The following is a 23,705-nucleotide window of genomic DNA, read 5'->3' on the forward strand; positions in this document are numbered from 1 at the left end:
TCTTAACTTTTTTTCGCAATTTTCCTTAATAACAATGACAAAACAATCCACAACCCAGCACTAGCCAAACTGATGTAGAGCCAAGCATGGGGCTCATCTGTTAAAGGGAGCGGAACATTCATTCCGAAAAAGCCTGTCACTACTGCCAAAACCGCTAGCAAGACTGAAATGATGGTCAAGGTTGTCAAATTATCATTCAGATTGTTGTTTAGGATGTTGTTGTAAGATGCTGATAGTTGTTGGAGGACTTGAGAAATCAAGTCTGTCATGGATACCAGCTGATGAGCCTCAATCATGGCATCATCAAACTGCTCTCGCTCAACCTCGTTAAAACTGCGATAGAGGGCATGCCCTTGAATATGCTCCAGCAACATGCGATTTTGCTTAGCAGCCGCAGTGAGGTAAACCATACCAGTCTCCAAGTCGGAAAGGGCAAAAAGGTTTTTCTTAGTAGTCCGCTGGCGCAAGAGACCATTGACCTCGTCCTTACTCTTATCCATCTGCTCGATGACAGGATAGTAGGCATTGCTGATGATTTCCAGACTGGCAAAGAGAAACTTGTAAATCGAAAGCATGTCATGACTCTCCAGATAACGAGTCATCTGTTCAATGACATAGGCGTTCTTGGTATTACTAATGGTAATCAGGCGACGATGTTCCACGATAAAGGTCATGGGAAAAGCTTCATAGTATGCCTTATCCTTTTTCAAGTTCAAGACATTGTAGATAAAGGTCACAGTCCCATTTTCACGGTGATAATCCATGTGGGCACGCTCATTTCTATCCAATGCGTATTCAATGGTTTCCTTGTCCAAACCGTAGATTTCAGAAAGGTCCTCTAGTTTTTTCAACTTGTCCAAATCTAAGTTAATCCAGGTACAACCATTGCCCAACTGTTTTTCTAAAAACATCTTCTCTCCTTTACCAAACTCTTTCTATTGTACCATAAATCTGCTAAAATTTCAGGCCTGGTCATTACGAGAGAAATTGCTGACGACGGTGATATTCCGATTGGGAACGAAGTGCAGAACCTGGTCTTCTCCTCTGAGTTGCGTTGTTCGAATGCCAACACTAACCACCTTGCCCGATACAGTAATAGGACCATTTGTCAGAACGACCTCATCTCCCACATCCAGTTGACGTTCAAAGAGGATGAAAAAGCCATTGATGACATCAGACAGAAAACCTTGAGCTCCCATCCCAATAGCCACCCCAGCAATCCCAGCCCCTGCCAGCAAACTAGAGACTGGCAAGCCCAAAATAGACAAGATACAGTAAAGTAAAAAGAAATAGAGGGTATAATTAAACACATTCTCTAATAAACGTGAGATGGTTTTCTGACGCCCGACATCATGACGAGACATTTTTAGAGAAGGTTTAACAATTCTCTGCACCATGGTATGGAGCAATTTCTTAGCTATATAAAAGAGTAAAAATAGGAATAACAGAGAAATTATCTTGGTTAAGATATTCTCAATAATCGTTGTTATATCAAGCTTATTGAGGTAGGTTTGAAAAAATTCTTGCATAGAAAACTCCTTTCATTTATTATACCATACTTTCACAAGTGATGAGTCTCCATAAATATTCAAAAATAATAGCCAAAATAGACAGAAAATTCTTGATTTTAGTTCATATTTATACTATAATCATAAACATTACACAACAAAGGAGATTGTTATGAAAAAATGCATTCATGCTTGGAATAAGGCAAGCCTAATCAAACGGATTTTGATTGGTATGCTTATTGGAGGAACCCTAGGTCTGACACTTCCTAACATTTCAGGAATTGGTTTACTTGGAGATCTCTTTGTTGGCGGTCTAAAAGCCATCGCACCTATTCTAGTCTTTGCCCTCGTTGCTAACGCCCTTTCCCAACATCAAAAGGGACAAGATAGCAACATGAAAACGGTTATCTTCCTTTACTTGGTAGGAACCTTTGCAGCGGCACTTGTTGCTGTCCTAGCAAGTTTCATCGTCCCTGTTGAGATTACCTTAAATAGTGCCAATACAGAAATCGCACCACCAGATGGGATTGGACAAGTCCTCAGTAACCTCTTGCTCAAACTGGTTGACAATCCAGTCAATTCCCTCGTTACTGCTAACTACATCGGTATCCTATCCTGGGCAGTTGTTTTCGGGATTGCTATGAGAGAAGCCAGCAAAAATAGTAAAGAATTGCTGAAAACCATAGCTGATGTGACTTCTAAGATTGTCGAATGGATTATCAACCTAGCTCCATTTGGTATCCTTGGTCTTGTCTTCAAAACCATCTCTGATAAGGGAATCGGAAGCCTCGCTAACTACGGAATCTTGCTTGCCCTCTTGGTGACAACTATGTTCTTTGTCGCTCTGGTTGTCAATCCATTGATTGCCTTTCTCTTTATGAAGAGAAATCCTTATCCCCTCGTTTGGAAATGTTTGCGTGTCAGCGGTGTTACAGCCTTCTTTACTCGTAGTTCTGCGGCGAACATCCCTGTCAACATGAAACTTTGTCACGACCTTGGACTAGATCCAGATACCTATTCGGTTTCTATCCCACTCGGTTCTACTATCAACATGGCCGGAGCAGCGATTACTATTAACGTTTTAACCCTTGCTGCAGTAAATACTTTGGGAATCCCTGTTGACTTTGCGACAGCCTTTGTACTCAGTGTAGTGGCAGCAATCTCAGCCTGTGGTGCTTCTGGTATTGCTGGAGGATCCCTCCTTCTTATCCCAGTTGCTTGTAGCCTTTTCGGTATTTCTAACGATATTGCCATGCAAGTTGTTGGGGTTGGATTTGTGATTGGTGTCATTCAAGACTCATGTGAAACAGCCCTCAACTCTTCTACAGATGTCCTCTTCACAGCTGTTGCCGAATACGCAGCAGCCCGTAAGAAATAACTCATAAAGACAAGCCTGCTCAGGTCTTGTCTTTTCCGCTTTTATCTAACTTACTAGGAAATCCTTATGTCTATTAGCCAACGTACGACCAAGCTCATCTTAGCTACCTGTCTTGCCTGCCTTCTTGCTTATTTTTTCAATCTCTCCTCAGCAATTTCAGCTGGAATCATCGCCCTCTTGAGCCTATCCGACACCCGTAGAAGTACCTTAAAACTGGCCCGCAATCGGCTCTTTTCTATGCTTCTAGCTCTTGCTATTGGCGTTTTGGCTTTTCACTTGAGCGGATTTCATATCTGGAGCCTCGGACTCTATCTGGCACTTTATGTACCTCTAGCCTACAAGATGGGATGGGAAATTGGCATCACACCAAGTAGCGTTTTGGTTAGCCATCTCTTGGTGCAAGAGTCAACCTCTCTAGACCTTCTAGTCAATGAATTCCTTCTCTTTGCTATCGGTACAGGATTTGCCTTACTTGTCAATCTCTACATGCCTTCACGAGAAGAGGAAATTCATCACTACCACACATTGGTGGAAGAAAAGTTAAAAGATATTCTCCAGCGCTTCAAATATTATTTATCCAGAGGTGACGGACGCAACCGAGCACAGTTGGTTGAAGAATTGGACACCCTTTTGGAAGAAGCCCTCAGACTGGTCTATTTGGATCACTCAGACCACCTCTTTCACCAGACCGATTATAATATCCACTACTTTGAGATGAGACAGCGGCAAAGTCGTATCCTGCGAAACATGGCCCAGCAAATCAACACCTGTCACCTAGCTGCCAGTGAGAGCCTGATTTTGGCCCAACTCTTTTCAAAAATTGCAGGGCAACTGAGCCAGACCAATCCTGCTTCTGATTTGCTAGATGAAATTGAACGTTATCTGGAAGTCTTCCGTAATCGCAGTCTTCCCAAAACAAGAGACGAATTTGAAACCCGTGCCACACTTCTTCAACTCCTACGTGAAGCCAAAACCTTCATCCAAGTAAAAGTCGACTTTTACCAAAAATATGGACAGTAAAAAAGAAAACTTCAGACCAATCACAAAAGGTGAATATCTGAAGTTTTCTTTTATTTGTAAGTTATCACCATAAAGGTTAATAGTAGGATGAATAAGGCCAAACTCACCAATAAAGTCAGCACCTTGACCAAGGTGTTGCTTTGCCAGTAGCTTGGTTTACCAATATTACTAGTCACATCCATAGAGAATAATTGATTTTGACGGGGTTGTATGGTCACCAATACAATCAAAGTGAGAGATAGGACAATAGCTAAAACAATCAGTATGTCAATCATAGGCCTACCTCAAAATTCCTAGCAAAGTAAAGAGTAAACCAATCAGAATCATTAAACCCAAGATGAGTGAAAAAGTTTTACTAATCTTTTCCCCTCGGCTTTCTTTTTCCTTCTTGATAGGTTTTTGTTTCAACTCTTCCATGCGACCTTCAACGTCTTTGTAAAATAAATCTTCATCTGACATGTTAGCCTCCTAAAACAGTTTGCATGGTTTCCTGATATCGCACCAAGTCAACATAATTTGCATGTTGGCCTTGTTTGCCAAGTGCCTGACGCATTTGATCAACATCTGAAAGAGCCAGTTTAATTGTCTCAACCAAAGCAGAAACTTCACTACTTTCAAATAAATGGTCTGGAGCAATATAAAGTTTATTGTGGACCGTCTGATTGAAGCCCAGAATCAAGAGATTGTGCTCAAAGGCCTGACGCACCGCCTGCAACAACTCATTGCTGTGATTGATATCCAAGTAAATATCCGACAATTGATACAGCTCCTGAATCTTCTGTGGACTAGCGTTCTGATAAAGGACCACATTAGGATAGCGAAGCATGTCTAAGAGCTTAGAAGACATCTCTGTCACCGCCGCAATACGGAAAGTGACATCAGGCAGGGCTTCTACGATTGCTTCTACTTGCTCAATCTGATCTGAATTAGTCAAGATTAAGGCATCTCGTCTTAGGAAATTATCCCGTTTAAACTGATAATGGTAACCCAAGTGCACAAACTGATCATGGTATTTCTCGTCAGTCAACTCTAAAGCACGTTCATAAGTCGCCTTGTTTGGAATGATGATTTTCTTAGTACGCACATCATCGCTTTCCAAAATCAACTGCATATTACCTGGAATGGCATCATAGAGAGGTTCCTGCCAAACCAAAACATCTGAGCCAGATTTATCTGGGTGATGGAAGGAAACCAAGAAAGGAGTCGCTAGAGTATTAAAGACAATCTGATGCTTATCTAACTCCAAATCTTGCAAAAAGAAGGTAATAAATTCAACCTTATTAGCAAAGTAACGCATAGGTTGACCAGGTAAGGTCAATAAGATATCACCCGTCACATGGTTTTCAAGTAACACCTCCTGACCATTGACATCTTGGTAAACCGTCATCACCGGCTCACTATCTGCACTGTAGGTCGTTGTAGCAAAACAAGCTCCGAAACGATTGTAATGATCAACTTGACGGACTCGACCTTCCAGGTCTTTCCAATCTACTTGCTTAACCAAGCGAGCCTGCATTCCATCAGCATAATGAATAACAGCTCTCTCCTGTGTCATATCCTCAATACGAGCAGACTGATTATTGCCTGAAATTTCCCAAAAAGCTGGAACAGGGACTTGGTTAAAATAGAGAGGTTTTCCATCCTCGTAACCTAGATAATAGGTAAAAGGAGATACCAGACCATCAGGCAGAAAACCATCTGCATCGATGACCACTCCAAGTTGAGAAAGACCAGTAGCTACTAGACTTTCATGTAAATCTTGACTTTCCTGACTATAACGATCATAAAGTTCAATCATGGAGCACCTCCTCTACTGTTTTCTTCCACTTTTCTAAAATTTCTTCGGTTAAGAAACCTTCTGCAATTTGATAAGAATGGGCACGCATAGCTTCCAAACGATTTTCTTGATACAATTGACAAATCTTAGCTTCATAAGCTTGCTTGATTTGGTCTTCTACATGATCAGATGAACTTGGTATCAAATAACCATTTTGCCCATCTTCTATAAAGGTCTGATTACCATAAGGAACATCAAAACCAATTAGAGGAAGTCCTGAACCAATAGCTTCCATCAAGGTCAGACCAAATCCTTCGCTGGTTGAAGCCGTCAAGTAGACCTCATACTGGCTATAAATCTGCGAAAGTTCCGCATGCCCCTTGAGTTGGATATAATCCTCTGCCTTATGAGTAGCAATAATGTCTCGAAGAAGAGCGTCTTCTCCGCCACTACCATAAATATCAAAGGTCAATTCAGGGATTTCCTTACGCGCCTCGATAACCGCCTTGACCAACCAGTCAATGTGTTTTTCTTTGGCAAGACGTGAAGCAGTAATCAATGAAAATGGCTTACGTCCTTGACTTGACTCAGTCAAGGAATCAATACTACCTACAGGAATGGTAACAATCTTTGGTCGGTGATGTGTATATTTGGCAAATTGCTCTTGCAACACTTCATTTTGTCTGTCAGTTGATACGATAAAGAAATCAACCTTATCTGCATTGGTAAACTGATAGTCATAATAGTTGTTCCAAAGGATATAGTCCTCGTTTGTAGCATTTTCACTATAATGCTCCGCATGAACAACTACCGCTAGATGTGCTGCCTGTGCTTCCTCAAACACAACCTGTCCAATACCTGTCTCCCTATCCAGAATAACCAAATCAGACTTGTTCAAATTCAAGGATTTCATAAAAGCACGCATGAAAGCTGGCTTCCCATAGAAAACCTTATCCTTAAAACGGTAAACTTCTTCCTTCCCTTGATTCATCAAGATATCATAGGCTGGAGTTCCGTTTTCATTGTAAAAAGTTCGTTGGTATAACACTGCAACATTGTCCTTGGGAGCAAAGTATTCGCTACAATAACGAGTATAAGAGAAGTAATCTTTCCGAATCAGGTTCCCCTTAAATACATACTCCACATGTTGGACCAAGTCCTTATTCTCATCCACCAAATAACAGGTGACAAACTTATCTTGGTCAGAAAAGAAGATACGCAAAACCTTGCCATTCTTTTCTCTACAACTTTCAACACCGTCAACAGTAGCTAAGACATCAGCAACTGTTACACTAGTCGGTGCAATCTTGATATCTGTAAAGTGATTATAAAGCCAGATAACTTGCTCATCATCAAAAGCAATATTGGATGTTAAATGCTCAATGTTATCAGCTAAAATCATATCTGTAAAGATAAATTTAGAGGGTAAATTCAAACTTCGAAAAATACCGGCACGATAGGCTTGAGCATATTCTACACCGCTACTGGCCCAACCAATTCCTAAATTTATATTGTAAATTGTCATATTTTCTCCTCTTATGGAAAATGAGTCACGATTTCACCTTTTGGAGAAATATCTACTCTGCTCAGTAGAAGGTTTCGAACCATATCCTTCTTCACTTGCCTTTTCATCTCTTCAAATCCATGATAAGCTTCTTGATAATACTCGACAATAGGATTCTTTTGAGCAGCTGATTGCCCGCCAATCGCAAAAGTTAATTGTTGAAGATAGTCTACTTGTTCAACCCAATTATCATCAATGGCCTTTAGCAAGGCCAAACGCTGAAAATCTGAAAAGAAGTCATGAATTTCCAGAAGTGTTCGTTTCTCTTCTAGACTTTTTTGGACTGTTGTCTCCAAAACTCGTTTGATAGCATCCTTATCCGTAATATCCAACTCTTGAGGAACTGCATGATAAAGAAAACTGATATTTTTTACGATAAAGTGATACAATTCCTCTTTGCTTTCAAATTGTTCGTTTGACAAACTCTTTTTTATGAACTCATCTAGTACATCTACAACAAAACCATCTAGATCCTCAGTCCCATCAATCAAGCGGTTTCTTTGACTATAGACCATCTCTCTCTGGATATTCATACTCTCAGCATATTCTAATGTTTGACTTCTCGCTGATCTAGCAGCGCTATCGCTTGCTTTCTGTGCTTTTTCTACTAATTTCCGATAACGCCTTCCTTCTAGGGGGTCAGGGCTTATCTGCTGGTTTACTGTATAATCCTTATACATCTTATGAACCCAAGGAGGACCAAACTTCTTGATAACATCGTCTTCTAGTGAGACAAAAAATTTCGATAGTCCTGGATCTCCTTGGCGACCAGAACGCCCTCTAATCTGTAAGTCAATTCGCTTACTTTCCATTCGCTCCGTACCAATAACCACCAAGCCTCCAAGCTCCGCAACTCCTGGTCCAAGTTTAATATCTGTACCTCGACCAGCCATTGAAGTCGCAACTGTTACAGCCCCCATACGTCCCGATTCAGCAATCATCTGAGCTTCACGCGCCGCATTATGAGCATTTAAAACGTTATGAGCAATTCCTTCCCGTAACAATAGGGAGGAGTAGAGTTCAGACATTTCTACGGATCCAACAAAAATCAATAAAGGATTACCCTTTTCATGATAATATTTAATCTCAGCAAGTGAAGCATACACTTTTTCAGGTAGGGTAACATAGAGATTATCTGAATAATCAATTCGTTGATTCTTACGATTAGTAGGAATTCGAATGACTGACATCCCATAAGTTTCTAAAAACTCTTTCTCTGCAACCTTTCCTGTTCCAGTCATCCCAGAAATTTTTTTAAACTTCTTAAATAAGCTTTGGTAGGTAATCGAAGCCATTGCCCGAGTTTCTTCAGACAAAGAAACATGCTCTTTTGCCTCAATGGCTTGGTGTAACCCACCCTGTAATTTGGTCATTTCTAATAAACGTCCCGTACCTTGATCTAGCAATACAAGTTCTTCGTCTTTCTCGCCCTTACGAATAATATAGTCTTTATCCCTTTTAAATAAGGTATGAGCTCGTAGAGCAAAGATTAAGTGTCTTGCTAGTACGCTATTCTCTTCGGAATAGAGATTATCAATACCTAAAAAGCTCTCCGCAGTTTTAGCGCCCTTAGTAGTGAGCCATACTTCTTTTTTCTCTTCTTTAAAGATATAGTCTTGGCCCTCAACTAGAGTTGTCATCAAGGTATCAATAATTTCATAGAAATTAGACTGTACTCTAGGTGAGCCTGAAATAACAAGTGGTATTTGAGCGCTATCTAGCAGGACTGCATCAACTTCATCTATGATGACAAAGTTAAATTCTGGCATATATTTTTTATCCTCACTAGAAGCTAGATTATCAAGCAAATAGTCAAAACCAAGACCACTGTTAGTAGTATACACCACATCTGCACTATAAACTTCCCGCTTATCCTCTGGTGTTAACTCTTCATCATCATCTTCTTCAGGAAAAGGAATCCGAATCGTCAATCCTAGGAATTCGTAGACTTGTCCCATTTCTTCTGCATCACGCTTAGCAAGATAGTCATTAGTAGTCACTAGCATGACACCTTGCCCTGACAAAGCATTGAGGTAAACCGGCATCGTAGCAGTCAGAGTTTTACCCTCACCTGTATTCATCTCAGCAACATTCCCTTGGTGGATGACAATCCCACCCATGACTTGTACATCATAGGGAAACATCCCCAAGATTCGCTTATCAGCCTCTCTGACAACCGCAAAAGCCTCTACTAGAATATCATCTAAGCTTTCTCCAGCAGTTAATCTCTCTTTAAATTCTTGTGTTTTACCTGCTAATTCATCATCTGTTAGCGAGGCCATCTCTTCTTTTTTTAGATTGATTTGATGCAAGATTTTTTTCACCTTGCTCAATTGTCTATTGTTATTCCACATCTTGTTTAGAATAATCCTCTTCTATTGAAAATGAATGAAAGTCAACTGATTGAAGACCTGCGCTCAACAGCTGTACTTTGTAATGATAGGCCTCTTCTGGATAGGTAAAGGTGAAATCAAAATCTTTTTCAATCACTTGATCAACCTGCTTATCGTAACGATCCATAAAAATGAGTCTAAAATATAAACCATTTTGAGGTTGAACAGTCATCTGACTAACCAAACGGTAACGATGGCCCTTTTTTAAAAGAGGTAAGGTTGGGGTTAAGCGATTTCCCTGAAAATTAAAACTTGAGGTCCACTCATGAATCATAGTACCAGAATTCACCATACTATTTTCAAAATAAACATGATCACGTGAATGGTAGATAACGACTGACCCATATAAAAAGCTATTCTCTGCTAAAACTCCTAAGCTGGCCCCTCGAAATTCTCCCCAATAAATTTCTTTATTCCGTTTGATAATCATTAAAACTTTCTCCCAAAATTTTGCTCTAATACTATCTTATAAAAATTCATAAACCATGTTGTACTTGTAGCACTATCATCGTTATGGCGACCCGAAGTACCTTTTACCATGATGTGAGCCCCCGAATGATAAAGGGCCTCTACTAATCCCTCAAAAGCGCGTGGATCATAATCTTCCTCTTTCATATATGAGAGTCCAAAAATTGTTTGGCTAAAATCTGCTTTTTTAAAGGCAGTCCAAAAGCGGTCATCCAGTGCTCTCATGGCATCTATGCTAGCATCTCCCTTAGAATGATGACGTAAAATATCAAAAGCAGTCGGGAAAATTCCAGGTGCTTCGAGTCTACCTCTTTCAGCTATCAAGCCAAGATTGGTTAAGGGTTTAGCAACTATAACTGCTCGGGGTTCAAAAAAAGAGCTATAATACATAGAACCATAGGTTCCCATAGACATCCCTGAAAGGATTAATTCCTTATTTGAAAATCCTAACAAATCTAAATACTCTTGAATAACATTTCGAATCCCATTTTCAAGATATTCATCACCTAAATAGAAGGCTCCACCATCTATCCGAGGATCAGAAAATAAGATAAAAGGAGCTCCCAAATATTTCATAATACCAAAACCTTCAAACCCTTCTGCTCGTCGATAACCAGAAAAGTAGATATTCAGAGGTGGCTTAAAGTCTCCTGGATAGAAGAAGTAATTGATTTCCTCACGCTTGTCATTATGAATAATGCCACCACCAAGAACATACTTACCAAATTGGTAGCGTGTTAAACGCTGGTGAAGAGCTCCGATTCTCAGACGTCCTGCTCCTCGCGCTTCTAGAGAAATACTGATAAATGAGGAAAAATCATCGTCCAATACAAGGGCGGTCTCCATATCCTCAACTGTAAAAACTCGTTCTTTAACAAAACCAGCAGTGGACCCATCTTGGATATTCCGAACAACAAGGCGAATATCACAAGTCCAATCTTTCTCATATTCTAGCCAGAGTTCTACTGGGTTAAACTCGCTTGCTCGGATATTATACTTCCAGCTAATTAAGGGGCGGAAGTCGTCACCGTACTTCCCTAATAGTTCTAAATTTTCATAACCATTATAACGAACCTGCCCCGTAAAAGCAGGATTGACAATCATATCAATCGCAACTAACTTATCCCCATACTGACCTCTAAACAAGGCCTTAGATAGGAGTCGTAACAGTTCTGCTGGATTTGAAAAGTCTGCTGTTTGAGCACAAGTTTTTTTCAAAAAATCTTGAACATCTTCTGTTTGAGGTTCAGCTGTATCGGGATAGAAAATAGTATAAGGAGTCACCATTCTCATCAAAGGAAGCAAATCAGATAGATGCTCAGGATTTTCAACTAAAACAGCTGAAAAAGTCTTTAATCCTTCCATTTTCATGACCTTCCTTATGGCAGTCGTTGATCCTGGCCAAAAGAAATGCCAATCCATATTTTCAGGAAGTTCACAGTCATGGCTCCAATTTTTAGTTCCTATCTGCAAAATCTGTAATTTATTACTCACTATTTGCCTCCTCTAACCATTTTTCCCACTTGTCTACAAATTGATCACCTGTATTTTGTCGAATCTTATCAATTGAGTAAATTAAGGCTTGATTCCAATGTTTCAGGGTATCTAAAAAGTAGTGTCCTGCCTTACTAAACTCTGATAAATCTGATAGAATATAACCATTTTGTAAGTGAGTCACATATTCTGACTCTTTTAAGTTGATTTGAGGAATTCCTGCACTAATCCCTGCAATCTGTGTGTAAATATTAGCGACTGGATTCAAATCAACAATTAAACGAGTATATTCTAACTCACGAATTAAGCCCATCTCATCATTTAGATTGATAATCTTAAAGCGATAATCATCTCTAGTATTTTCCTCTAATGTATTTTCTGCATCAGATAACACAGAATCCTTTAATAGATCCCTCGGGTTAAGACGCTCCATAATCAGCATATCGAGTTGATTTTGCAAATCTTCAATTTGATAACCTTCTGCATTGAATAACGAAAAAACAACCTCCGTCAAAGGATTTTTCGAGACAAAATGTAAGATTTCATACAAAACTTTTGGATCTTGTTGCATCTGTACATCTAGTTGGACATAAATTTTTGATTCCTTTAATCGTTGACTAACTCCTAATTTCAAACGCGTATCAAAAGAAGGTAAATGATGCATTTTTGAAGCAAATTGGGGATAGGTCTCTTGTAATCGCTCAAGAAAATCTTTCCGATCACTAATCAAAAATCTGGACTTCTCCACTACCTGACGATGATCTTGTAAATTATCTGCTTGATTTCTTTCAATAAAGAAACTTATAATTTTAGGAGCCTTTTCTGGCAATCTTTCTAACAATTGATTTTGAAACTTGGTGTTAGCTGCCAAGACAAATGAATCTCCAACCTCATAATCTCGATTTAAAAATTTTATTAAGAATTCCCAGATAACCTCATCTATACTATCATAAGTTAATTTTCCAAAACGATAGCCTACTGCTGGATTTACCTTTACAACCGGCTGTTCTCCTTGCAAATTTTCCCTTAATTGCCACTGACCAATAGCGTTGTAATAATAACGAGTAGCTGGTCTTTGATCCCTATACTCTACAAGACTAGACAAAAAACCACGATCATCAAAATAGCAAATAAAATCAACTTGGTTATCTTTAAAATACGTGATGTAGCTGATAAAGCCTTCTGAACCATATTCAATTTCAGCATAAAGTGCCCCTTGCTGTTTAACTGCAATCACAAAGGGAGTATAGATAAAGTCACAATCTTCATCCCACGCTAAATCCTTTAATTGCAAAGGATGCATCTCCTCATTTTCAATATTTTGTATAGCATCAAAAACAGAAAAGACTTCCGACTCTAATAGATCTTGTCTATGTAGCAAGTAACGCAGATGAGGATGATAAGTCAACCATAGTATCTTAGATTCTAGTTCTTGGCGTTTAAAAATTCGAATTTGGTGCAACACATCATCAAATTCTAAGCGATAAGGAGTCCTATACCAAGGTACAATACTTGCCTGCCAAGATTGATTGTTATTTTCTAAAAAAGGGATGAAATAATACATATATTCTCCTCACAATTATGAATCGATTTCTAAGAGTTGTCTATAGTTCTCATTTAATGTCAAGGCATCAATTTCTTCCTTGATATTAAACACCATTCCATTAAAAATAAAGAATAAACCTGGAAGCATCGTTAGTTGCATATAGCGCGGATCATATAATACAATCAACATTGGTAATCCTGCCATCAGAACAGTATAGGTAGAACCAATAACTGCAAAACGCAAGATCAACCAATTGATATACCGGCTTGTTTCTTCTCCTGGATATATATTATAGATATACTCCCCAGATTTTTTCATCTTCTCAGCAATTTCTTCTCCATTCATATTAATAAAAGAGAAAGCAAGTCCCAATATAAACAGTACCACAATATATGTATACAGCCAGACCGGGCGTCCAATTGCAAATTGGCCTATCCAATCCTGTATCCAGGAAGCATTTGGAAAAATAACTTGGAGTAACATTAGAAAATACTGCGGAATAGATACGAAGGACATGGCGTACATAAAAGGCATTCCTCCTGCAGGATTTAGCTGTATATCCAAATAAGAATAACGTTTAAAGCGATTGTGTATCATAATCTTATTTACCAGAATTCGATAACGAGCTCTCTGAACTCTAACTGCAATCGCTAAAAATACAACTGAAAGCATCAAAAGAGCCACAATCAATAAGGGACCAACTTGTAATTCTTTGATACTTTTTAAGATGTTTTCTGGCATACTAGACACCATACTTGACATCAAGATAACTAGAGACCCTCCGACACCAAACAAAGAATTCAAATCTGATAACCAGACTAAGAAAAAGGTGCCCGCAATCAAGAGTAGAACATTCATGGTCAAGACTAGCCCATAACTCACCCCTGACTGAATAGGGAGATTTAGAGTAATGGCTAATGATTGGATTAAAGCAATGACAAACGTTAATATCATTTTTCGTCGATCTTGAACTTCTAGTGGTAAACTCCCCAATCCAAGTTTTTTAGACATACTAAACATTTGCCATAAAATCATAGCCGACATCCATGGAGACAGTCCAACTGAAAATAGGGAAAGACTCCGAAGATTACCACCTGTTATAGCAGTTGAAAAGGCTAAGAAAGCTGTAGTTCCACCCAAAAAATTCGTGTCATTTACGTTTACAAAGGGAAGGGTCAATCTACTTCCTAAAACGTAAATAAATAAGAAGGAAATCGTCCACATGACTCTTTTAACGATGACCGATGTCAATTTTTTCTTCAAATTTTTCTCCTACTTTATTTAATCAATGAAATATTCTAATAAAAATGGCTAAATCTATAAATAAATCTTTTGCCAATAATGGTATTCCCTCATCCTAATGGATGAGGGCATTCCATAACTATCATGCTCTAGATATCCAAAACTTGCATCACTGCATCAATCAATAGTTTTTTTGTAAAGTAGCCTTGTTTCAAGGCATAACTAACTTTATATACATTTTCAACCATGTATTGATAAGCTTCTGCTGTTGTTTCCTCTACTAGACGATTGGCCTCTTCCAAACTATCCACTACATAACCTAAGCCTTTTTCCCTTATGAAACTGGCATTTGAGAGATAGGATGGCACTACTACTGGAATTCCAGCAGCAAGATAGGTGCTAACTTTATGAGAGATATTCAAGCGATAATAGTCTGCCTCATCCGCTGGATTTTCGCTAGTTCCCCATACTAAACCAAATCCTCCCTCTGACAAAGCAAGAAGCAACTCTGGATCAGTTTTCCAACCTTTAAAGGAAACTCTTGGGTTACGATTCTCTTGATTAGATTCGGAGAAAATATCGAGAGGGGGTGAGTAAGCCCAGTTGGATAAGTGCTCAAAACGCTTCACACTACCCGCAAAAGATAGTTTTTTCTGAAAAGCAGGTTGTCTCAAAGGATAGTTATGAACATGGTCCCACATGCCTTGGATAATAATTTTTTGAACTGTCAATCCTTCCTGAATGAGCCGTTCCTTCATTTTCTCTGACGGAACAACTACTAGATCCGATTGGTTGTACATCTCAATGTACTCAGGCATCAAGTAATAATTTGATGGAAACATGAGAGGTGGTACATCATGGATAAAAGTAATGATTTTCGTATTTAAAATCTTACATTTCCTGATAAAGGCCTGGTCATACTCTCTCCCATTCCATGTAGGAGATTGATAAACAACAATATCTCCGTAACCTACTTTAGCCATGACACCATCTAAACGACTATTCAGCTCACCTTGACTATCACTATAAATATCGTAAAAGTAAAAACCAAGTTCGTGAAAGTCTAACTTTCTTGCAATTTTAACGGTTTCATTCTGGGCAATTAAAGCTGTACTCTGTCCAGACATACCGTAAATATTTGTAATATTTATCTTCATAATTCTATTTAAATCCTTACAACAACTTGCTTATTATAGATTTCATCCTCAACTAGCTGAATTTCTTGATCAAAATTATGCTCTGCGGTATGCTTGTGTGAGAATTTTACTTTTGAAGTTGCTCCCATCTTAAACCACTCATATTCGGAATCAATATGACCTAAATCAATCGCTTGTATATCTTTTTTGCTTAAATGATAAGCTAAAACCTTGGCTGTAGGGCCAAGCATCAAGAATACTAATTTACCATCGGCATGCTTCTCTATCGCTTCTTGAATAGCCTGAACTTTACTGTAGGCATTTCTAGAAGGGCAGATAATACGCTCAACCGACTGAACATTGTCAAAAAGATCGTTCCCAACTCCTGAACGTGAGTTTTCACCTTCGACGATCAAGATATCTCGTTTATCCCAAAGTTTCTTTAATTTTTCAAAGTGAGTAACCGAAGCAGACTTATCTTTAAGATCCATATAAGGACGGGATATAAAAGTCGAACCATAAAAGCTTGCTGTACAAAATCTATGATAAGCTTCTTTATATTGCTCCAAATGTTTTTGCCAAAAGTTGACAGCTTCGGGGTTATAGCGTTCCAATCCTTCAAAAACATCTGAAAGACAAATCAGCAATTCTGGGGAACTCTCTAGTTGGATTATACTTCTAAGTTGCTCTGCCAGTTTCTCATCATAGTCTTGATATGGGATCCCATGTCCCATCATAATATCCATTTCTCCATCCCCATAGCGAATAACAGAAGAATCGTACTCTAGTATATAATCAAGACTCTGTTGGATATCCAGCACCTTTGGATAAGTTTGATGCTTTTTTACAGGCAACTTCCCATTTTGACAATATTCTTCAATAACGAGAATCATCTCTTCAGGATGCCCTTGATCATAGAGGAACTGCCCTTGCTTACCGTGAGCAACACTTTCAAAAGCAAACACTGGTTTTCCCACTTGTTGAAAACGTCCAATAATGCCATCAACTTCAACATCAGCATTAATATCTAGTAAGAAGTCACAGCCCTCAACCAAACTATCAATCAAATCTGGTTGCCCGGCGATATCCGATAAGACCGAAACATTTGGGTAAGCTAGTAAAGCTGTAATACTATCAGCTACCATAACTGGGGCAGCTACATAAAACTTGACATTTGGTAGATTTTCAATCAAGTATCCCATATTTCTCAAGTCACTTGAGTATGTATATACTAGAGCTGAGTGTTGAATCCCTGTGTACTGACTTACCTGATCTTTTGTCAAACAAGGCGTTACCTGACTCATATCCGACCAATCTTGGGTATTATAATACCACCAAACATCTCGATAGATGGAACGCTCATACAGTCCCCATGGCTTTCTCTCTGTCAAATAATGAATAATCGGTGGATAAGTCCCTAGCTCTGGTCGATAATCTGAGAAATGAGTGTGCAAGGTAATGCAGTTATATTTAAAATCTAAAGCCAACCAGCGGTCTTTAAATAAGAGATTCAAAATGCTTTGATCATCCTGAGCAACCTTATCATGCAACTCATTAGTCATCTCAATCAATTGTTTGCGAACTTCTTCTTGTTTCCATAGTCGATTATTGACTAACATCACACCTGAATTAAAAATATGTTCACCAAAATAAATTTCTCCTCCCAGATCTTTAGCAGCAGCCAACGGATAGTCGCCCAAATCTACGGCAAATAGAGGACTTAGATCTCCTGTGACAACCAAGTCACAATCCAGATATAAAACCTTATCTTCTTCAACAAAATCTGAGATAAAATAACGTAAAAATACTGCATAGTGAATATTGGTCTTATATTGACTGATATGGGAACTATTGACACGAGCATTGACGATTTCACAGTCTAGTTTCTTTAACTTACGATTGAGATTGTAAAACCATTCCGTGGGAAAGTCGCTATTAATTAAATAAAAACGAATTTGTCTATTATGAGAGCAGATTGACTTAATTGTCGTCACAACCTGATCAGCATATTGATAATTGGCACCTAGTACGATTGCTTTCATGTTCATTTTGTCTTTCTTTAATTCTTTGATTGCTTCTATCATTGACTGTGGAGATTGCGAAGAGACTACTATTTTTTCCAATTGGTTTTTATTGGTTATATCAAAAGTCATTACTGGCTTATCTGCATTGATATAGCGATCGACAATAAATTCCATAGAACTTCCCTTATGGATATCCAGATAAGCATCTGACTTTTCAATCATTTCATCAATCACTACTCCAACCATACTAGGATATAGGTGAACATTGGGATAGTTATCTAAAGCCAGAAGGATATCTCCCATATCCGTATAAGCGCCGATATGAAAACCGACTTCAGGAAGAGCCTTGGCTAGTTCATCAATATAAAGAACATCCTGCGAATCTGTAAATGTAAATAGATTGACATCATGAAGGTCATAAACTCTTTTAATAATAAAATGTCCAGCATAATGGTCAGCAATTTGACAGAAACTAATATCTCGGAAAGCCCACCATAAATCCCGATAGCGATATCCCATCAGTGTGGACCATGGTTTCCTATAGGTCGTATAGTGGATAATCAATGGTTCTTGATCCAATTCAAAATGTGAATCCCAATGACTATAAAATGCGATAACATCATGACCAACTTGAAGATTGAAATGCTTATTTAAATCTAACCAGTGATTCTGGAATACTAAATTGAAAATGGTTTGATCTCCATTAAACCCTTCTGTATTAGTATGATCAAGATATGACATATACTCCACTGTCTTATCAAACAACATGGAAGTAACATCCTTTTCTCGCCACTTTTGACTATCAATAACCAACATCCCTGAGTTAAAACCATTACCATCAGCATCCCTTACTGCTGCTATAGAGTAATCTCCAAGATCAAGTTCAAATAATGAGCTCAAATCTCCGTTAATAATAATATCACTATCTAAGTAAACCACTCTTTCTTCCTTGACAAGTCTTGGAATTAAGAATCGAGCGTAAGCTATAGGGGAAATGTGCTCTTGTGTTCTCCACTCAGAATCAATCGCGTTACCAATATAAATATCCTCTACAATGCTTCCTAATCTTTCCACTTGAATCTTAAGTTCAAGGATCCAATCGCTAGGGATATTCTGATGCAGAATATAAAGCTTAACATTTTGGTTATAGTATAAAATAGATTTTATCGTTGTGAGTATTGGGGTAAGATAATGTTTATCCCCAGCAAGTACAATTGCCTTCATATAAATCCTTTTAGTTGCTTAATCGTGCGCAATAGGCTTTTATAGCTTCCACCATTTTCTCCGGTTCGGATGATGAAAAAACGTAACTTCTTCCACTTGAATCATGACTAGTATTGTCGAAAGCGAAGATTGGTTTGTTTTTATGATGAATTTCTTCGATAATAGCCCCTACAACTCCACCATGATTGATATCCAGATAAAAATCCATCTTATCCATGGTTTCCTTCTTGTTAAAAGGACTAAAGTTGGGATAAATTGAAAGATTCAAAAATCGTTGCATATCAACTACGCTCTCAGCAAAATCTGTTGGAGCCAATACTGTAACATGAAGTTCCGGCAATTCAGATAATAGGTATTCTATTGATTCTAGACCAGCACTATTTGTAAAAATACAAGTATGATATAAGGGAGCCTTCACCAGTTCTGAAAATGAACGTCTGATGATATCTGTTTCTAGCAATACATCATTCCAGTTCAAACCATAATAAAACCACCATAACTTACGAAAACGTGTCAGCGTCAAATGGGTCCATGGTTTAAATTCCGTGGTATAGTGAATAATCTTTGGTTCATACTTTCCGTAATAGTTAGACTGATACCATTCCATATTCCCACTTAAATGGAGAAATTGATCCAAACCAACCATAAAATTATACTCTTTATCCAAATGTAGCCACTGGTCACCAAAATACATATTGAGAACGCCTTGGTCTCCATAAACATGTTCATGATGTTTGGCAGTCAACTCCAGTAGACTTTGTGTCAAACAATTTTCTCTCCATTTCTTTGCATCAATTACCATCACACCTGAATTAAAGGTTGTTAACCAACCACTCTGATCAACATCCTGAACAGCTGCGATAGCATATCCCTGTAAATCCAAGAAAAATAAGTCATCTAATTTTGCATTGACAATCGTATCCGAGTCTAAATAAAGAACCCTATCTTCTATAACTTCATCTGCAATAAAATATCTAAAGAAAGCAGCATAGGATAAGATTGCATTCGGTAAGTGAAAATCACGAAGATTATGAGCTGTTTTTTTGACATTTATAATCTCAGATCCAATAATCTTCAAACGATGTCTCATCAATAAAAACCATTCACTAGGTAGGTCGTCATTAAACACATAAAACTTTACTTTATGATTATGAACTGAAACTGACTTTATAACGGTTTCTACCTTATCAATATAATTAATATCAGCTCCAAGAGCAATCACTTTTTTATGCATTCCTATCTCCACCTTCTCTTATTTTTCTAATCAATTCATCTATTTCACCAACTGTAAAGACCGTGCTTTCTCCATTGGAAAAATGATTGGTACAATCAAGTGAGTAAATTGTCTTTCCTTGTAGCACCATTTCCTGCAACACTTGCTCCATAGCGGGTCCATAGTTAATATCTAGATAAACATCTGTTTTATCTATTATATCCTGCTTCATTTTAGGATCAGCACATGGATAAATATAACAATTTGAATAACGTTGCAATTCTATAATATTAGGGGAAAAGTATGTTGGAGCTACAATATGAAATTGAATATCTGGCAATCTTGCAAGTAAATATCCTATACTTTCGATATCTCCTGTATTAGTAAAAACACTTACATGATGGGATATAGGTAAAATCAATTCTTCAAATCGTTCTGTTAATACATAAGAATCCAAGAGGATATCATTCCAATTCAAACCATAATAAAACCACCAAATTTCCCGAAAGCGATTAAAGCGAAAATGTTTCCACGGTTTATTCTCCGTCGTGTAGTGGATAATATTAGGAACACCATCAAATAATTCGTACCAGCCATAATCTCCCAAATAGTGTCTATGGGCATCTTGACCCACTTGTAAATTATAGGTTAAATCCAAGCGTTTCCATCTATCTTTAAACAATATATTAAAAATCCCCTGATCTCCGTATACATGTTCATGATGAGCTATAGTTAACTCAAATAACTGTCTGGAAATATCTTCTTCACGCCACCTATCCGTATCAATTAGTAATACGCCTGAATTAAACTCCTCATCAGTAGTAGGAATATCTGGAACAGCTCCAAGTGGGTAACCATCCAAATCAATATCAAACAACGCTGCCAAACTAGAGGTTACGACAATATCACTATCAAGATAGAGAACCTTCTTCTCAAAAACATAATTAGGAATAAAATATCGAAGGTAGGCTGCAGAACTAAGGTGAGGTGTAGGAAGATGGAAGTGACTGATTGTATCATTTGTTATTTTTATATTTATAATTTCAGAATTTAATACAGACAATCTTTTGTTCATCAATTGAAACCACTCTGTAGGAAAATCACTGTTGAAAATATAAAAACTTATATCTGAATTGTGACTACAGACTGACTTTATCGTTGTTTCCACCTTATCCATATAATTGCTATCTGCCCCAAGTACTATAGCTTTTTTTGATTGTATATTATTCCCCTTCATCCCTAGTCTCCATTGTCATCTTTCTCTAATTGCTGACGAATCGCCTCAACCATTTTATTTTTTTCTTCTATCTTAAAAACTTGTATATCATCATTAATTCTGTGAACTACGTTTGAAAAAGCAAATATCTTCTTTCCTTTTTCTATAGATCTACCCACGATACCATCTACTTCTTCCCAATGATTAATATCAAGATATATATCTGAACGAATCAATAAATCTTCAATGATGTCATTATGGTGAATATTTGTATATAGATTGACATTATCAAACTGATCAAATTTTTCTAAATAAGGAGAAATATTTGTTTTGGCTACTATATGAAATGCAACGTCTGATAATTCGGTAACTAAAAATTCTAGCTCCTCTAGAGTATCAGATGCAGTCAAGGTAAAAGCATGATAATAATAATTTTTCCTAGGAGTAATTTTTAAGTTTTGTTCAGAAGTAACAATTGAATCAGCTGGAATGTCTTTATAAATTAATGCATTAGCTCCAATAATTACATTATCCCCAATCGAAACTCCTTTTAGTATTACTACATTACTTCCTATCCAACAATTATTACCAATTGTTATTTTTTCACAATTAAATCTAAGTTTTTCAACATGATAATTAGAGTATCTATGATTGCTATCAAAAATCCTTACACCATCTCCAAACATGGTATCCTTGCCAATTTCAATTTCCTTTCCACAACGGATAGAACAATGGTCATTGAAAAAGACTCTATTACCAATACTAAGCTTTGCTCCTTCACTAACTTCCAAACTTGTAAAAGAACGCATTGTTACTCCCTGGCCGATCTGAAGGAAAGCCCCCTCTGATATTTCAACATGGTGATACTCTCCCTGAAAGTTAATTGGAATATTCAAATTCATCTCTATCTCCTTGAAATATTAAAAATATAATATACTTTTAATATTTAGCTAAAACCCAAGGTAACTTCAATTACTACCTTTTATTTCTTATACAAATCTAGTCTAAACAAAATTTCTCTATACTCGTCAGTATCTGTGAGATTATAAGTTTCACATAAGTATTTATATTCATTTAGAATATTCACAAAACGAGTTCTCATAACACTAGTATCAATACCAGCAAGAATAAGATCCGCAAGTTTTAAACTAAATACTTGCAAAATATCCTGTACCCAAGATATATCAAATTGCGAAGTCATAATACTGCCTTGTCTAACACGATAGATATAAAGATTATCGTTTACAAAAATTGTTTTCTGACTTTTTATAAACAACCTATGAATAGTTGCCTCATCGTCAAAACGCCGACCATTAGTGAATGGAACTTGCAAGAGCAAGTTTTTTTTAAACAGCTTAAAAACAGGCATAATAAAGGCCGAAGCGTTTAGATGCCAATGACCTGCTTGACGATTTATTAATTCTTGAGCTGATAATTCTTCAATACAAAAATCTCTTTCTAGTACATAGAATTTACACTGCCCATCATTCTCATCATAAATAAAATAATTGCCGATTACAATATCCGCCCCAGTCTCTTCCACTTGTTTATGCAAAGTTTCGACCATTCTATTTTCAGCAATATCGTCTGAATCTACAAAAAGAACATACTCCCCGAGCGCTTGAGCAACACCGAAGTTTTTAGCTAAGGCTGCACCTTTATTTTCAGTATGAAACACACGAATCCGGCTATCCAATTCAGAAAATCTATCACATATTTCCCTCGAAGTATCTGTAGAACCATCATTTACCAGAACTATATCTAGATTCGTATAAGTCTGATTCAAAACACTTTGAATGCATTCTTCCAGATAATTTTCTACATTATACACAGGTATAACTACACTAATTAAATCTTCCAATTATACTCCCTTATTATGAATCCCTAACTTATTTATGATTAACTACTCTAAAAACGAGACTCTTTAGAAATTCCCTCTATATATTATACCATTTTTACACTATTTCATAAACAATTACATGGATAACTACTAACTTTTAAAGCGAATAAAAATTTCCAACCACTGATTCTATTATCGCTTTTTCTTAACTTTTTAAGATATGTAAGACTACTATTTTTTAGGCTCATTGTAATAACTTTGTAACCTTAACTTTCAACAATTTTAATATAAAGGAAGAATTATCTTACTCCCCTCCACGTTGTAACTTTTTGATCAACCCAATACAGTTGACAGAGAAAAAAACTCCAAAAGTTTTTTCAACTCTTGGAGTTTTTTCTGACTGATTAGCCAATTCTCAACTATCTACCAATCCCCTTTATTCTTCGTTATCATTTTTACGGCGTTTCGCTACTAAACCTAATCCTGTCAGACCAGCTACTGCTCCAAGAAGAGCTGAAGAAACCGAAGCTGATTCACCAGTATTCGGTAACTGCTTACCTGCCTTAGCTGGAATAGTTTGAGGCTCTGAGTTAATCGAGGTTGAGTGTACCATTGATTCACTCATACTTACCGATAATGACAATGATTGAGATACAGATGTA

Annotated in this window: 20 protein-coding genes; 2 read left to right on the forward strand and 18 right to left on the reverse strand. The window is 37.4% G+C overall.

The features are described from left to right. Nucleotides 1–2: 2 nt before the first annotated feature. Together M594_RS08100 and M594_RS08105 are read right to left on the reverse strand one after the other, a co-directional pair. The gene (locus M594_RS08100) at nt 3–911 is read right to left on the reverse strand and encodes a magnesium transporter CorA family protein (RefSeq protein WP_173876485.1); all 909 of its coding nucleotides are present in this window, start codon (nt 909–911) and stop codon (nt 3–5) included. A gap of 51 nt (nt 912–962) precedes the next feature. Further along, a complete protein-coding gene (locus M594_RS08105; RefSeq protein ID WP_173876486.1) occupies nt 963–1,529 on the reverse strand; it encodes a mechanosensitive ion channel family protein in 567 nt (188 codons plus the stop codon). A 151-nt stretch (nt 1,530–1,680) separates the two neighbouring features. Between M594_RS08105 and sstT the strand changes: the two genes are divergently transcribed. Beyond that, nucleotides 1,681–2,886: a serine/threonine transporter SstT gene (gene sstT, locus M594_RS08110; protein ID WP_173876487.1), complete on the forward strand. Its 1,206-nt coding sequence runs from the start codon at nt 1,681–1,683 to the stop codon at nt 2,884–2,886. Between the two features lie 66 nt (nt 2,887–2,952). After that, on the forward strand, nt 2,953–3,906 hold the full coding sequence (locus tag M594_RS08115; protein ID WP_173876488.1) for an aromatic acid exporter family protein: 954 nt from the start codon (nt 2,953–2,955) through the stop codon (nt 3,904–3,906). A gap of 50 nt (nt 3,907–3,956) precedes the next feature. Here the strand turns inward: M594_RS08115 and asp5 are convergent, their stop codons facing one another. The 16 genes from asp5 to M594_RS10245 all read right to left on the reverse strand — a co-directional run bounded on the left by asp5 (nt 3,957) and on the right by M594_RS10245 (nt 23,656). Then, nucleotides 3,957–4,181, reverse strand: a complete 225-nt coding sequence (asp5, locus tag M594_RS08120) for an accessory Sec system protein Asp5 (protein WP_173876489.1) — start codon at nt 4,179–4,181, stop codon at nt 3,957–3,959. Between the two features lie 4 nt (nt 4,182–4,185). After that, nucleotides 4,186–4,365 (reverse strand): accessory Sec system protein Asp4, encoded by a 180-nt coding sequence (asp4, locus tag M594_RS08125; RefSeq protein WP_173876490.1) that lies wholly within the window; start codon nt 4,363–4,365, stop codon nt 4,186–4,188. A 1-nt stretch (nt 4,366) separates the two neighbouring features. Then, the gene (gene gtfB, locus M594_RS08130; RefSeq protein WP_173876491.1) at nt 4,367–5,704 is read right to left on the reverse strand and encodes an accessory Sec system glycosylation chaperone GtfB; all 1,338 of its coding nucleotides are present in this window, start codon (nt 5,702–5,704) and stop codon (nt 4,367–4,369) included. Further along, entirely contained in the window at nt 5,697–7,208 is a 1,512-nt protein-coding gene (gtfA, locus tag M594_RS08135; protein ID WP_173876492.1) for an accessory Sec system glycosyltransferase GtfA, read from the reverse strand. The genes gtfB and gtfA overlap by 8 nt, the downstream gene beginning before the upstream one ends. A gap of 11 nt (nt 7,209–7,219) precedes the next feature. After that, entirely contained in the window at nt 7,220–9,601 is a 2,382-nt protein-coding gene (secA2, locus tag M594_RS08140; RefSeq protein WP_173876494.1) for an accessory Sec system translocase SecA2, read from the reverse strand. Continuing rightward, the gene (asp3, locus tag M594_RS08145; RefSeq protein WP_045763916.1) at nt 9,591–10,070 is read right to left on the reverse strand and encodes an accessory Sec system protein Asp3; all 480 of its coding nucleotides are present in this window, start codon (nt 10,068–10,070) and stop codon (nt 9,591–9,593) included. The genes secA2 and asp3 overlap by 11 nt, the downstream gene beginning before the upstream one ends. Beyond that, complete coding sequence (gene asp2 / locus M594_RS08150) at nt 10,070–11,602, reverse strand: accessory Sec system protein Asp2 (protein ID WP_173876496.1); 1,533 nt, start codon at nt 11,600–11,602, stop codon at nt 10,070–10,072. Before asp2 ends, asp3 begins: the two co-directional genes overlap by 1 nt. After that, nucleotides 11,595–13,166 carry an accessory Sec system protein Asp1 gene (gene asp1 / locus M594_RS08155; RefSeq protein ID WP_173876497.1) on the reverse strand — a complete coding sequence of 524 codons (1,572 nt, stop codon included), beginning with the start codon at nt 13,164–13,166 and terminating at the stop codon, nt 11,595–11,597. The genes asp2 and asp1 overlap by 8 nt, the downstream gene beginning before the upstream one ends. A 15-nt stretch (nt 13,167–13,181) precedes the next feature. After that, on the reverse strand, nt 13,182–14,411 hold the full coding sequence (gene secY2 / locus M594_RS08160) for an accessory Sec system protein translocase subunit SecY2 (RefSeq protein ID WP_173876498.1): 1,230 nt from the start codon (nt 14,409–14,411) through the stop codon (nt 13,182–13,184). A 128-nt stretch (nt 14,412–14,539) separates the two neighbouring features. After that, complete coding sequence (locus M594_RS08165; RefSeq protein WP_173876499.1) at nt 14,540–15,547, reverse strand: sugar transferase; 1,008 nt, start codon at nt 15,545–15,547, stop codon at nt 14,540–14,542. Nucleotides 15,548–15,555: 8 nt separating this feature from the next. Further along, complete coding sequence (locus M594_RS08170; RefSeq protein WP_173876500.1) at nt 15,556–18,774, reverse strand: SP_1767 family glycosyltransferase; 3,219 nt, start codon at nt 18,772–18,774, stop codon at nt 15,556–15,558. A 10-nt stretch (nt 18,775–18,784) separates the two neighbouring features. Beyond that, complete coding sequence (locus M594_RS08175) at nt 18,785–20,008, reverse strand: glycosyltransferase (protein ID WP_173876753.1); 1,224 nt, start codon at nt 20,006–20,008, stop codon at nt 18,785–18,787. After that, nucleotides 20,001–21,224 carry a glycosyltransferase family 8 protein gene (locus tag M594_RS08180; protein WP_173876501.1) on the reverse strand — a complete coding sequence of 408 codons (1,224 nt, stop codon included), beginning with the start codon at nt 21,222–21,224 and terminating at the stop codon, nt 20,001–20,003. The genes M594_RS08175 and M594_RS08180 overlap by 8 nt, the downstream gene beginning before the upstream one ends. 2 nt (nt 21,225–21,226) lie before the next feature. Beyond that, nucleotides 21,227–22,105 carry a DapH/DapD/GlmU-related protein gene (locus M594_RS08185; RefSeq protein ID WP_419991823.1) on the reverse strand — a complete coding sequence of 293 codons (879 nt, stop codon included), beginning with the start codon at nt 22,103–22,105 and terminating at the stop codon, nt 21,227–21,229. A gap of 80 nt (nt 22,106–22,185) precedes the next feature. Beyond that, nucleotides 22,186–23,064 carry a glycosyltransferase family 2 protein gene (locus M594_RS08190; RefSeq protein ID WP_173876502.1) on the reverse strand — a complete coding sequence of 293 codons (879 nt, stop codon included), beginning with the start codon at nt 23,062–23,064 and terminating at the stop codon, nt 22,186–22,188. Between the two features lie 415 nt (nt 23,065–23,479). Then, on the reverse strand, nt 23,480–23,656 hold the full coding sequence (locus M594_RS10245) for an LPXTG cell wall anchor domain-containing protein (RefSeq protein ID WP_419991828.1): 177 nt from the start codon (nt 23,654–23,656) through the stop codon (nt 23,480–23,482). Nucleotides 23,657–23,705: the final 49 nt, after the last annotated feature.

It is taken from the genome of Streptococcus mitis (assembly GCF_013305725.1).
In the GTDB taxonomy this organism is placed as follows: Bacteria; Bacillota; Bacilli; order Lactobacillales; family Streptococcaceae; genus Streptococcus; species Streptococcus mitis_BO.

Coding starts and splice junctions, on each gene's coding strand:
- asp3 (WP_045763916.1), bottom strand. CDS start 10,070: ATGATTATCAAACGGAATAAAGAAATTTATTGGGGAGAATTTCGAGGG.
- M594_RS08100 (WP_173876485.1), bottom strand. CDS start 911: ATGTTTTTAGAAAAACAGTTGGGCAATGGTTGTACCTGGATTAACTTA.
- M594_RS08115 (WP_173876488.1), top strand. CDS start 2,953: ATGTCTATTAGCCAACGTACGACCAAGCTCATCTTAGCTACCTGTCTT.
- secA2 (WP_173876494.1), bottom strand. CDS start 9,601: ATGTGGAATAACAATAGACAATTGAGCAAGGTGAAAAAAATCTTGCAT.
- M594_RS08165 (WP_173876499.1), bottom strand. CDS start 15,547: ATGAAGATAAATATTACAAATATTTACGGTATGTCTGGACAGAGTACA.
- gtfB (WP_173876491.1), bottom strand. CDS start 5,704: ATGATTGAACTTTATGATCGTTATAGTCAGGAAAGTCAAGATTTACAT.
- M594_RS08105 (WP_173876486.1), bottom strand. CDS start 1,529: ATGCAAGAATTTTTTCAAACCTACCTCAATAAGCTTGATATAACAACG.
- M594_RS08180 (WP_173876501.1), bottom strand. CDS start 21,224: ATGAAGGGGAATAATATACAATCAAAAAAAGCTATAGTACTTGGGGCA.
- gtfA (WP_173876492.1), bottom strand. CDS start 7,208: ATGACAATTTACAATATAAATTTAGGAATTGGTTGGGCCAGTAGCGGT.
- M594_RS08170 (WP_173876500.1), bottom strand. CDS start 18,774: ATGAAGGCAATTGTACTTGCTGGGGATAAACATTATCTTACCCCAATA.
- M594_RS08175 (WP_173876753.1), bottom strand. CDS start 20,008: ATGCATAAAAAAGTGATTGCTCTTGGAGCTGATATTAATTATATTGAT.
- M594_RS10245 (WP_419991828.1), bottom strand. CDS start 23,656: ATGGTACACTCAACCTCGATTAACTCAGAGCCTCAAACTATTCCAGCT.
- asp1 (WP_173876497.1), bottom strand. CDS start 13,166: ATGTATTATTTCATCCCTTTTTTAGAAAATAACAATCAATCTTGGCAG.
- asp5 (WP_173876489.1), bottom strand. CDS start 4,181: ATGATTGACATACTGATTGTTTTAGCTATTGTCCTATCTCTCACTTTG.
- asp4 (WP_173876490.1), bottom strand. CDS start 4,365: ATGTCAGATGAAGATTTATTTTACAAAGACGTTGAAGGTCGCATGGAA.
- sstT (WP_173876487.1), top strand. CDS start 1,681: ATGAAAAAATGCATTCATGCTTGGAATAAGGCAAGCCTAATCAAACGG.
- M594_RS08185 (WP_419991823.1), bottom strand. CDS start 22,105: ATGAATTTGAATATTCCAATTAACTTTCAGGGAGAGTATCACCATGTT.